We start from the raw sequence: 11,825 nt of genomic DNA, 5'->3' as shown, positions 1-11,825 counted from the left end.
ATGCGACACTCAGTTCATCATGGAATCCTGTATTCGAGGTCGGGGCAAATTATGCGATTACAAAACACTGGTCGGTCGGAACCTCTCTCGGCTACGTTCCGGTGAAGACCCACCTTACGTTATACGGGCAGACCGCGACGGGAACGCAGATCGTTTCCAGATCGACGCTCCGGCTCAATCCACTTAACGTCTTCCTGAACGTCGCCTATACGTTCTAGCGTGCACAGGTCGTCGATGCGCCAATCGCGGGTTTGAACGTCATCGAAGGGTCGGGTGCTGCCGTTTGAGGTACGGGAGCATCGGCCGAACGGTGATTGGGAGCACTCGGACAATAGGTGCCGTTCGCGCAACACAGAAGGCCGTCATTCCGACGACCGCGTAGCCATTGATTGGACGCTTGGCTCTGCCGTGGCTTTCTGCTATACAACTAGACGTCGTCACGCAGGAGGTGCCAATGCCGCTCATTGTCCGATCTGCAAACGCTGTCTCACCGAGGCCGCAAAATCTCGAGGTCAATATTTTGTGAGCGCGAGAATGGGCGCCTCCACGCGAAGCCATTCCTGGCGACGTGGCCACCCTCTGCAGGTCGACGGTACAGCGCAAATGGGCCACTTTGCAAGGAACGAGGCTCATCCTGAGTTTAGGGAATACGGCTTGCTCGCATCAAATCATCCAATGATACCGGAGACCGACATGGACACGGCGCATATGGATATGCCTGGCATGACTCCCGATGACAGCACGATGCCTAAAAAAACTGAGCAACAATTGCCTTAAAGTTTGCCAGCGCCAGACGGCCGATGCTCTGCGCGCTCGGCAACATCCTTGCCCGCACTCGCCACGTCAAGTACGGAGGGCCGCTGTCCGTGGTTTGCTATGCACTGTCCGCGTCACAATCCTGGGCCATCTTTGTCGTCAGCCCCGGCCACACAAGTCTGGTTGCGTCCTCGCCGCTTTGCCGTATATAGCGCTCTATCCGCGGTTGCAACCAGGTTAAGGCTGTCTCCGCCACTGTCCACTTGTTGCGCCGCCACTCCGCAACTGACAGTGACAATACCGGCGGCGGAAGCGACATGTGGAATCTGGAGACTTTCAACGGCCTGCCGGATGCGCTCGGAAACTACGCGCGCTCCGTCCGGGTCCGTTTCCTTCAGAATCAATGCAAACTCATCCCCACCGTAGCGCGCGACGGTGTCTCCAGGACGTTTCGCCGAGGATGCAATAGCTTGCGCTATTGCGCGCACACATTCATCGCCAGCCTGATGACCGTATCGGTCGTTGTAGCTCTTGTATCCGTCGATATCGACCATGACAATCGCGACAAAACTGCGGCCTTCTTTCCAGAACTCCGGCTGCGATTGAAGTGCCAGTTCGCGGTCGAAGTACCGACGGTTAAAAACGCCGGTCAGTCCGTCCCGGAAGGCAAACGCATGCAGTTGAGTTCGCTCATCTGCGAGGCGTTCCTCTGCCGCCCGGCGCTCCGTAATGTCGTGCGCTGTCGCCGTGAGCTCCTGAGGGCTTGCCGCGAAACCTTTCGATGACATGGCGAAGGTGCATTCCATCCACAGCACCTGGCCATCTATGCGCGGGAAGCGAATCACCTGGGAAGTCTCGGCCGCACCCATCGCCATGCTCCTAATTGTCGCAGCGAGGGCATCGCGGTCGTCGGACAGAACCAGGTCCGGGAGGTGCAAACCAACAAGGTTTTCAGGGGCGATTCCTATCACCGCCGTAGCGCGTGGTGAAACGTACGTGAGCCTGCCATCGGGCGCCATGCTCATGACGATATCGGTCGCGTTCTCTGCCAGTATCCGATATCGCTGCTCGAGGTCACGGAACATTGCAAGGAGGCGGCTACGCCCCGTCTGCGTGGCGCTGATAGGTAAGGCAATGCCCATTGCCGCGACGAGAAAAAGTTGGACCGCAAAGACGCGGCTGTGCATGTCCCCATAGGGAAACGTCCACAGCGGTCCCGACCCGCTAACGGTGAACGACATCGCAATCCCCAGGCACAGGAGCAACCCGACCATCAAGCCTGCCATGTCTGCCTGAAACGCCAGTAACACGATGGGCAGAAGCGCCCAGTACAAATGCGGAAAGTGATTTTGCCCGAATACGCCGGTCGTGATGACGCAAACCAGGAGCAGGAGGCACCCCGTCCTTCGCCGACGCTCGACACGCAGCAGTTGGGTCACCTCCCCGGTCCAGAAGACGATGGCGGCGGGCGTCAATATGGCGAGGCTCAAGGCATCCGAGAGGAACCAGTTGCAAAAGTTTTGCAGCAGATGGCCGACCAGCTGTTCGTGCAGCATGGACGTCACGAGCAGCCCGGACACAGCCGGCGCGAGCAACACTGCACCGGCCATGAATTTCACGAGAGGCTTTGGACGAAACAGTTCGGCGACCGTTGAGATAGGCGGGGCGAATGCCAACGCCACCAGCACCTCGAGGAGGTTGGCGCACAAATATGAGACGGACACGAATAGACGTTCACCAACCAGAAGGCCGGCGCTTAGATAGCCCAGTAAGCCCCCGGCAAATGCCCAGCATCGCTGTCTGTGCGGTGCCACTAATATTTGCGCAAGGAGGGCGGCATTGGTCAACCAGATTGGACCGATTTCTCCAGCTGTTGCCTTGAGCGCCCTGCTGACCAGGCTCGTCGCCGTCGTCACCGCCAATGCGAGCACCATGGCCCGGACAGCGTTGTCCCAGCCTGGTGGCAGCATTGTTTCGACCAGTGTGCTCGACCGGGTAGGCGGCTTCTCGGATGGCTGTCCCAATTGTCTTCTCTCAGGTTCTTGTTATTGCGAACTCGGGCGGACGCCTCCTTGAATCGCGCCGTTCTTTCAGGCTATTGTGAACGAAGCACCGACATGCAACTACAAGTCGACCTCAAGTTGTCCGCGGCCACCACTAATGCGAAGTTTCCATCAATTCAGTGCTTACCATTGATTCCGTATCGGCGGAAACCTGTTCGGGAAACTTCCACGTTTACCCGCAGTCACTGCTTTCGGTTCAACACAGGAATTGCGCCTTGACAGCGTATGCTCACGCGTAACCTCACACCCAACGGCTTACCCGGATACTGAGCGGAGTACCCCAAGCATGCTCACCAGCGTAGGGAGTTGCTGCAGATGTGCAAGACATTCGCCAGGCTGACTCGGACAGAACCTTCACATACCCGTGAATCGGCGCTTTCCAGCGCCTTGCCGCGACGACCTTTGCGGCGATTACCGGCCATGCCGATGACGCAGGCAGGAAGGCAGCCCTCGAAAAGCACTTCGATGTCCATGTGCCCAAGCCCGTCGATGCAAGCAAGCTTGAGCAGTTTCTGATTAGGCTTGGGGCGGATGACCAGGGTCTGCAGACATCCGCACGACCTGCCACGAAAAAATAAGTGTTCTTCGGTGCGTGCGCTTTGTCGGTGCTGGAAACTGCGCGACTCTCATGCCTTCGGCGCCGTGGTCGTATCGATGGAGGCATGCGCATCTTGCCCGCTTCCCTCCAGACTGAAGCAGGGTCCAGGGAGGCAGCGTCGACATCCCGCCGCCGTGGGCCGTCGACCATCCCCGTCCTCGAACGATGCGCAACGCGCTCGCTGGCCGTCACCGTGAGAACGGCTAGTATCATTCATAGGGGCGCAATGAATGGAGATTCTGCAATGGATGACCGACTTGATAGACGAGAACTGCTGCTTCATCTCGGGGACATGCTCGAAGCTTTGAGCTGTTTGACCAGGGCAGGTCGGCCGGATGCGCTGGTGGCTCAACTTGCGAAGGAGCAAGATTCGTTGCAGGACTTCGGGTTCCTCCGGGCGCTTGCCCCGAAGATGACGGTAGCCGAGTTCAGCGCACGCGTTGCCAGCGCATTCTTCCTGTGGCCAAAAGAGCTGCTTGACTCTGAGCTCAACAGGAATCTGCTGGGGTCAACCGTTCAGCACGACCTCTTTGACGGCAACCGCGACGGCTGGAAGGCGTATGTCGCCCACATGCAGAAGAGGGTGAAGTGGTATGGAGCTGGGCTTCCCGAAATAAAAGCGGACGCCCCGTCCGGACTGACGCTCGATGCCGCTGAGGATGCGAGTCCGGTCGAAGCGTCTGTCGGGGCAGCGCCAGCTACTGAGTGGGATGCGCCCGACGAGAAGAAGGGTTGGCCTTGGCCCCAGCCAGGCTCGACATCCTGATGCACTGCTGCTCGCACCAGGAAAGAACCAGAGACAAACGGAAGCTTTAGTCCGGGGCACTCAGGTTTGTGTTTCCTTCGTTCGCTGCTCAATTCACCGTCCCCGTGAGGGTACAGACGGAGGGCGGCAGCGAGCGCCTACCGGTGCAGAGAATGGCAAGGACTCAATTGGCAGGAAGAGGCGAACGACAGTTTCAGGTGGGAACGAGACCACCCTCCGGGTAAGCTCCGCCAGCGGGCTTTTCGTAGCGCGCAAGTGCCGCCTGGAACACTGCTTCCTCCTCAGGCATTGTGGTTGGGGGTCAGTCCGGCATCCGCCCGTACGCGCTCCATTTCCTCTGTTCCAGCGCTGAAGTATGCTCATAAGTGCGCGCCGCATCACATCGTGGCGTCGCGACGAGACAGGAGCATGTCATGAAGCCCTTCCCGGCAACGGCGCGCGGCGGTAGCGCCCTTGCACTGCTTGCGCTGTCCGGCTGCTACTACGTCGGCCCCGGCTATTATCCATACGGATACTATCCCGCCGTTCCTGGTGTCGCTACCCAGCACGAAGTCCCTGCTCAAAGCTACGGCTTGTCGAACGGCGCGGACGCCCAGAACATCCCGCCCGCATCGCCGAGTGAACCCGCGTATGTCTTCCCGGCGCCCATGTACGTCGTGCCCGCCTACTACCCTGCGTACTATCCTCCTTACCCGTGGTATGGCTGGCCCGGCTGGTGGGGGCCGTCGGTGTCGTTCAACTTCGGCTACTGGGGTGGTGGACATGGCCACTGGGGCGGTCATGGCGGGCACGGAGGCGGGCATGGCCATTGAACCGCCCAGGTTCCGCAATCGCGCTGCGTAACCGCGAGAGCTGCAGTCAAGCAGGCAGAAGAAAAGTGTGAGCCGAAGCGCGTTGTTTTTCGCCGCATTTGGTGACCGTTTATCGGCTTCGCCACGATACACACCGCAAACCAGACGGAGCGAGCGCTATCGGGATTGCTCGCCCTTTGGGCTACGAAAGTTCTGTGAGCAACCATACGACGGAGCCGGTGCGCGCACTCTCACCCGCCGGGCACTTCAGGCGGCGTTCGGTCCAGCGCTTCCTTCCCGACGGCTGAACCATTTCGTTGACGAAGCGTCCCGTGCGCGCCAGCCAAACGTGGCCGGATGGATCCGCGCTTGGTGCAAGCGCAGTCAGCCAGACGTTGGGGCAGGCCGACGGGCTGGTCGTTTCCGGTACCGCGATGGCGGGCGTGGGCGCTTCTGCGCTCTCCGCCGGGGCCGGCTCGTCCGGCGGGGCGAACCTGAAGCGCCGGTGCTGCTTCAGCAGGCGGATCAGCACCGTGGCGGGCGCCGGTGCGCGATCGGAGGCAACCACCCTGAGCCGTCCGCGCTCCCAGTACTCGACGGCCGCATCGTCATCGAGGAGCAGCGCGAATACGACGGGATGGTCGCGTTTCGCGTCGGCGAGCGACGGACAACCCCTCGCGAGGACGGCAGCACGGATGTCGTCACGGGCGACGGCAGCGGGGCGCGGCATGGCGGGTCTCCAGCGTGCTGACCAGCGGTGCCGGGACGGCAGTCCATGCAGCGCAGGCGGGAAATTCCACTTTAGATTACGCGCCTGACGCCAGAAAACCGTTTTCCGGCCGGGAATGGCACCGGTTGCCGCGATAACTGCGCTTATCGCCGCAAACCCCGGTCGACGCTCACCAGCTGGCGAAGGCCATTGGCGCACTGTGCGCCGGAGACCGCCTCGGGTATCGGACCTGCCGCTGGTGCCAGTCGGGGCCGTTCACTTCAGCGGGCGTCAACCGGTCCGTATCGGCGGCAACCCGCCGCATGAGTGGGTGCACGCCGAGTACGCCGGCCATCTTCTCAGTCTTGCCAGGCGTAGGGGACTTCAGTCGACGACTCGCGCTCGACGCTATGAGCTTGCGTGGGGCATCTCTTGTTCGGGCGAATCGGCAAAGCACCACGTAACACCGATGATTCGACTCATGGGAAGGAACATGCAGATCGGCGTCCCATCATTCGGCGTGGTGAGCCTTGAGCCGAAGAGGATGTGCGAAGTACTGTCCAGGATCTATGGCGACGGCGAGCGTGTGAAAAGCGATTCGCCATACTGCGCCGACGATACCCCCATTGGAATCGTATCCCCAAGGCGCGTTCGCCGTCGCATCGACGCAAAGCCGGTGAGACACGTCCGATGCGGCCTCCATTGCGTGGGACGTCCGCTTCCGGCTTGTTGTGAAAGACTTCTGTGGGTCGACCTGAGCCGGACGCCGAGCGACCTGCGGCGGATCGATTATCCATTCAGCATCGGACCGCATTCGACCACTAGCTGCCGTTGACGCAATATGCGAAGGCGTCATTCCAACGGCCGGTTCGCTCCGATGTCCGCCAGATGATCGAACGTGAGCAAGTCGGCCATTGCGGTCTTTGGGTCGATAGCCGGGCCCGGTCGGCCGCGACCGCGTCGGCGGCTGGGTCAGTTGACGTGTGCGAAAGATCGCCCATCTGCGGCTCTCGAAATGGTCGAAGCCACCTGGCGACCGCTGAACTTCGTCAAAATGGCCCCCCCATCCCCGTGCAGCGCCGCCTCCGTTCACGGCAGCCCAGTCCTTATCCACCAAGGGTTTCAGCCCGGTCGCCCGGTGCGTTGGAATCACTGGTAAACCACTATCGCGCGTGGATTGGTATGCCAGTACTGTCAGACGGGAACGCGTATACGCATGCCCTTCTTTTCGCTTCGAGGAGGCGCCATTGAAAAGCTCCTTCTGCAAGTCCGATCCAGTCCCGCTATAGCAACTCCGCAAGGTTCCGTGCTTCACGCACACCGTGCCGGCAGTCCACGACCAGCCATGTGCGCAGGCAATCGGTACGTCCAATCGAACAAAAAGGAGGCAACATGCTTTCAGGAATCCACGTGCTTCGAGCGGCGGCGAGCGCCGCATTGGCGCTCTGCGCAAGCGGGGCTTTCGCGCAGGCTTCGATCGTTTCAGGGCCGCCCAGCGATCCCACCTGCATGGTCCCTTGGAAGAGCGACACGAAGTTCATCAAGTATCCGAAGAAGAACGGGCCTTACCGGATCGCACTCGTGAACGGCTATATCGCGAACACCTGGCGTATCCAGATGATCAGGACGGCCAAGGCCTATACCGCGCAACCGGCCGTTGCCGCCAAGCTCAAGGAATTCAAGGTCGTCTCGACCGGCGAGGACGTTCCGGCGCAGATCTCGGCCGTCAACAACTTCATCGATGCCGGCTATGACGCCGTCATCGTGAACGCGCAGAATCCCTCCTCATTCGGCCCCGCGATCCGCCGCGCGAAGAACGCCGGTGTGGTGCTGGTCGCTTTCGACAACACGCTCGACAGCGCAGACGCGATCAACGTCAACGTCGACCAATATGGGCTCGGCGCGCTGTGGGCCAAATGGCTCGCGGGCCATCTGCCGAACGGAGGCAAGGTGCTCGAAGTTCGCGGGGTGGCGGGCACGTCGGTTGACACGGACCGGCACAATGGTTTCACGAAAACGCTGGACGACACCGGCAAGAAGTGGAACGTCGTCCAGGTCTACGGCAAGTGGGACGACGGGGTCGCGCAAAAGGTCGCCGCCGACGCGATTGCCGTGCAGGGTCATTTCGACGGCATATCGGCGCAAGGCGGCGACACGGGCGTCGTGCGCGCGATGATCGATGCGAAACACCCGTTCGTGCCTTTCGGCGGCGAGACGGAGAACGGCTTTCGCAAGTTCTGCGCGCAGTATGGGAGCCAGGGCCTGAAGTGCACGTCGGCGGGCACCGGGCCCGCGCAGGTGGCCGTGGCAATCAAGACGGCACTCGCTGCACTGGATGGCCAGACGATTCCCGTGGCGATCAAGCTGCCGCTCGACGTCACCGACGATTCGATGCTGAAGTCGGGCGTCAACTATTTTCCGAACGACTCCGACAACTTTTTCGTCGGCAACTCGTTTCCGACATGCGGCATCAATTTCTCTGCGCAGGAAATCATGAAGCAGAACCAGGGCAACCAGTGACCGGATGATGGCCCGCGCTGTGACCGGAGACGAAGCATGCTGCAGGATGCAGAGCAGCCGTTCTTTCAGATGTCTGGCGTGTCGAAAAGCTACGGCGGCGCCGTCGCGCTGGATCACGCCGAACTCACGGTGCGCAGAGGCCGCATTCACGCGATCCTCGGCGAGAACGGCGCGGGCAAGTCCACGTTGCTGAAGGTGATGTCCGGCGTCGTGCAGCCGGACGAGGGCACGATGCATTTCGATGGCCGGGAGGTCTCGTTCGCGTCGCCTGCCGAGGCGAACGCGGCCGGTATCGTCTGCGTGTATCAGGAACTGTCGCTGATCCCCGACTTGAGCGTGGCGGATAACATCTACGCTGCGAACCCGCCGCGACGTTTCGGGATGATCGACCGGCGGGCCCAACGCCGCCAGGCCGAGGAGGCGCTCGCGCGAGCGGGCGCCGCCGACATCAATCCGCTTGCGAAAGTGCGGGACCTGCCGCTGTCGCGCCAGCAGATGGTCGAGCTCGCGAAGGGGCTGGCACACGCGCCGCGCATTCTGATCCTCGACGAAGCCACCTCGGCGCTGACCGCGGCCGACGTCGCGCGCGTGATCGAGGTGCTCAAGCGCCTGCGCGAAGAGGGGCTCGCGCTGCTGTTCATCTCGCACCGCATGCACGAGGTGAAGGCGCTCGCGGACGAATGCACGGTCTACCGGAACGGTCGCCATGTGATGAGCTTCGAAGCCGGCACGCGCTCCGACAATGAGGTTGTCGAAATGATGATCGGCCGGAAGTACCAGCATGCGTTTCCTGCCAAACCCGCTGCCAAACCCGCGGCCAAACCGGCGGACCAGCCCGCGGACGCCCGCAGCACCGCGCCGGTTCTCGCCTGTCATGATCTCGCATGGAGCGACACGCTGCGGGGCATCAGCTTTTCGTTGCAGCCCGGTGAAATTCTCGGACTGGGCGGCCTCGACGGACAAGGCCAGCGCGAACTGCTGCTCGCGCTGTTTGGCGTGTTGCGCGGCTGCGCTGGCAAGATCGAGATCAACGGCAAAGCCGTGTCGATCGGGAGCCCGACGGCCGCGCGCGCCAACGAAATCGGTATGGCGCTGATACCCGAGGACCGCAAGACCGAAGGCTTGATGCTGCCGATGTCGGTACGCGAGAACCTGTCGTTTGCCGCACTCGATCGCATGTCCACCGCGGGCATAATCGATCGCGACCGCCAGCAGTCGCTCGTCGAGCAGATGATGGAGCTGCTTGCGATCAAGTCGTTCAGCCTCGACGCGCCCGTGGGCTCGTTGTCGGGCGGCAACCAGCAGAAGGTCGTCATCGCGAAGTGGCTGATGCGGCAGCCGAGAATCCTGCTGCTCAGCGACCCGACGCGCGGTATCGACGTCGGCACCAAGCAGGAGCTCTACCAGCTGCTCAGGCGTCTTGCCGACGAAGGCGCCGCGATCGTCTTCTATTCGACCGACTATGACGAGCTGATCGGCTGCTGCGACCGCGTGCTCGTACTGTACGAAGGCAGGATCAAGAAGGAACTCGTCGGCTCGGCGATCACCGAGCAGAACCTGATTGCCAGTGCTCTCGACCTGCCCGTCGGACAGATTGTGCCTTCCACGGGAGTGGCGCTATGAGCGGGCTGCGTTACTGGTATGCGGAGAATCGCGGAGCGGTGTTCGCGTTCGGCCTGTTCGCGCTGATGTTCGCGATCTATCTCGTCAACTATCCGTCGGTGTTGTCGGCCAACGTATTTCAGACGGCAGCGAACAAAGCGGTACTACTCGCGCTCGTCTCGATGGGGCAGGCGCTCGTCGTGCTGACCGCCGGCATCGACCTGTCGATCGGCATGACGCTGGTGCTGACGAATTGCATCGGGTCGTGGATCGTCACGGGCGACTCGCTGCACAGCGCGCTCGGCATCGCCGGCGTGCTCGGGGCGGGTGCGCTGTGCGGCGCGCTGAACGGCGTGATCATCATTTTCGGCCGGCTGCAGCCGATCGTGACGACGATTGCGACGGGCGCCGTCTACTACGGATTGGCGCTGCTGCTGCGCCCTGTGCCCGGCGGATCGATCAACGAGGACCTCGCCGACACACTGACGGGCAAGGTCGCCGGCGTTCTGCCAGCGAGCTTGGTGATTCTGTTCGCCGTGATCGTGATCGTCTGGATTCCTTTCAAACGCTCGGCGATCGGGCGAGCGGCATACGCGACCGGGTCGTCCGAACCCGCGGCTTTCCTGTCCGGCATGCCGATCCGCCGCGCGAAGTTCGCGAGCTATACGCTGGCCGGCCTGCTCGCGGCAGTCGGCGGCCTGTTTCTGACGTTCTTCACGGACACCGGCGACGCGAGCCTCGGCAGCGCGAACTCATATACGCTGTTTTCGATCGCCGCGATAGTGATCGGCGGCGTGTCGCTGCTCGGCGGCAAGGGCAGCGCGATCGGCGCGATCTTCGGCGCATTCGCGTTCCGTTGCATCGGCGATCTGCTGTTCGTGTTCAACGTCGATGCGCTGTGGCAGCCGCTATTTCAGGGCATGATTCTTCTGCTTGCTGTCGCGATCGGCGCGTGCGGATTGTTCAGGGTGCGCAACCGTCTGGAGTGGTTTCAATGAGCCACGCTTCCGCGACCGGCCGGACCACGTTCGTGTCGAGGCTCACCCGCAGAATCGACAAACCGATCGTGATCGCATTCGCGTGCATCGTCGCGCTGCTGCTCGTCGGCGGGATGTTTTCGCGCAACTTCACGTCGCCGGAATACATCCTGCTGCAACTGAAGGTCGGCGCATTCCTCGGCATCATTGCGACCGGCCTGATGATGGTGATCCTGCTCGGCCACATCGACCTGTCGCTGCCGTGGACGATCACCGTCGGCGCGATGATGGCGTGCGCGGTCGCGGGGCACGGCGATCTCGGGCGCGTCCTCGCGATTCCGGTCGGGATCGGTTGCGGCGTGCTGATCGGCATCGTCAACGGCATCCTCGTCGCACTGCTGCGCATTCCGTCGATGATCGCGACGCTTGCGACCAATGCGGTCGCGCAGGGCATCATGATTGTCTATACGGGCGGATCGTCGCCGCAGGATTCCGCGCCGGAGGTGATGCGCTGGCTCGCGGCGGGCTGGCTCGTACCGGGCGTGCCGAATGCCGTCGCGCTGTGGGTGGTGATCGGGGGCGCCACGATGTTCCTGCTGTCGCGCACGACCTTTGGCCGCACGCTTTACGCGATCGGCAACACCGAGCGCGCGGCGTATCTTTCTGGCATCGATACGCGGCTCGTCACGGTGACCGCCTTCGCCGTGTGCAGCGGGTTCGCCGCGTTCGGCGGCGTGCTCCTCGCGGGCTATGCGTCGAAAGCCGCACAGTCGATGGGCGATGCTTACCTGTTGCCGGCGATCGCGGCGGTCGTGCTCGGCGGCACGTCGATTCTGGGTGGACGGGGTTCATACCTGGGCACGGTGGCCGGCGCGATCCTCATCACACTGCTGCAATCGATCCTCTCGGTCGCGCAGATGCCGGAGGCGGGGCGTCAGATCATCTACGGCGTGGTGATCGCGGCGATGCTCCTGCTGTATGGGCGAAGCAAGCGAGAGGCGTAGGTCGAGCCGCTGGCCCGCCAGTCGCGCGCAATCAACGAG

Annotated in this window: 10 protein-coding genes; 7 read left to right on the top strand and 3 right to left on the bottom strand. The window is 62.1% G+C overall.

What is annotated here, in order from left to right:
* On the top strand, window positions 1-218 hold a 218-nt coding region (locus tag P0D80_RS40460; RefSeq protein WP_408292109.1), incomplete at its 5' end, for an OmpW family outer membrane protein.
* Between the two features lie 672 nt (window positions 219-890).
* On the opposite strand, the gene P0D80_RS40455 is transcribed toward P0D80_RS40460, so the two are convergent.
* A complete protein-coding gene (locus tag P0D80_RS40455; RefSeq protein ID WP_408292107.1) occupies window positions 891-2,726 on the bottom strand; it encodes a bifunctional diguanylate cyclase/phosphodiesterase in 1,836 nt (611 codons plus the stop codon).
* Window positions 2,727-3,109: 383 nt separating this feature from the next.
* Window positions 3,110-3,292 (bottom strand): hypothetical protein, encoded by a 183-nt coding sequence (locus P0D80_RS40450; RefSeq protein ID WP_408292105.1) that lies wholly within the window; start codon window positions 3,290-3,292, stop codon window positions 3,110-3,112.
* A gap of 369 nt (window positions 3,293-3,661) precedes the next feature.
* Here P0D80_RS40450 and P0D80_RS40445 point away from each other — a divergent pair, with 369 nt between their 5' ends.
* Together P0D80_RS40445 and P0D80_RS40440 are read left to right on the top strand one after the other, a co-directional pair.
* Window positions 3,662-4,183 carry a hypothetical protein gene (locus tag P0D80_RS40445; RefSeq protein WP_408292103.1) on the top strand — a complete coding sequence of 174 codons (522 nt, stop codon included), beginning with the start codon at window positions 3,662-3,664 and terminating at the stop codon, window positions 4,181-4,183.
* Window positions 4,184-4,596: 413 nt separating this feature from the next.
* Entirely contained in the window at window positions 4,597-4,995 is a 399-nt protein-coding gene (locus P0D80_RS40440; RefSeq protein WP_408178710.1) for a hypothetical protein, read from the top strand.
* A gap of 181 nt (window positions 4,996-5,176) precedes the next feature.
* Here the strand turns inward: P0D80_RS40440 and P0D80_RS40435 are convergent, their stop codons facing one another.
* The gene (locus tag P0D80_RS40435; RefSeq protein WP_408292101.1) at window positions 5,177-5,704 is read right to left on the bottom strand and encodes a hypothetical protein; all 528 of its coding nucleotides are present in this window, start codon (window positions 5,702-5,704) and stop codon (window positions 5,177-5,179) included.
* Between the two features lie 1,371 nt (window positions 5,705-7,075).
* Here P0D80_RS40435 and P0D80_RS40430 point away from each other — a divergent pair.
* Genes P0D80_RS40430 through P0D80_RS40415 form a run of 4 tightly spaced genes read left to right on the top strand, consistent with a single transcriptional unit; the run spans window position 7,076 to window position 11,786 of the window.
* Complete coding sequence (locus P0D80_RS40430; RefSeq protein ID WP_132380161.1) at window positions 7,076-8,203, top strand: sugar ABC transporter substrate-binding protein; 1,128 nt, start codon at window positions 7,076-7,078, stop codon at window positions 8,201-8,203.
* Between the two features lie 36 nt (window positions 8,204-8,239).
* Window positions 8,240-9,826 carry a sugar ABC transporter ATP-binding protein gene (locus P0D80_RS40425; RefSeq protein WP_408292098.1) on the top strand — a complete coding sequence of 529 codons (1,587 nt, stop codon included), beginning with the start codon at window positions 8,240-8,242 and terminating at the stop codon, window positions 9,824-9,826.
* Entirely contained in the window at window positions 9,823-10,803 is a 981-nt protein-coding gene (locus P0D80_RS40420; protein ID WP_408292096.1) for an ABC transporter permease, read from the top strand. Before P0D80_RS40425 ends, P0D80_RS40420 begins: the two co-directional genes overlap by 4 nt.
* Window positions 10,800-11,786, top strand: a complete 987-nt coding sequence (locus P0D80_RS40415) for an ABC transporter permease (protein WP_408292094.1) — start codon at window positions 10,800-10,802, stop codon at window positions 11,784-11,786. The genes P0D80_RS40420 and P0D80_RS40415 overlap by 4 nt, the downstream gene beginning before the upstream one ends.
* Window positions 11,787-11,825: the final 39 nt, after the last annotated feature.

Source organism: Paraburkholderia sp. RL17-373-BIF-A (assembly GCF_046030175.1).
In the GTDB taxonomy this organism is placed as follows: Bacteria; Pseudomonadota; Gammaproteobacteria; order Burkholderiales; family Burkholderiaceae; genus Paraburkholderia.
This window is presented reverse-complemented; position numbering and strand designations above follow the sequence as displayed.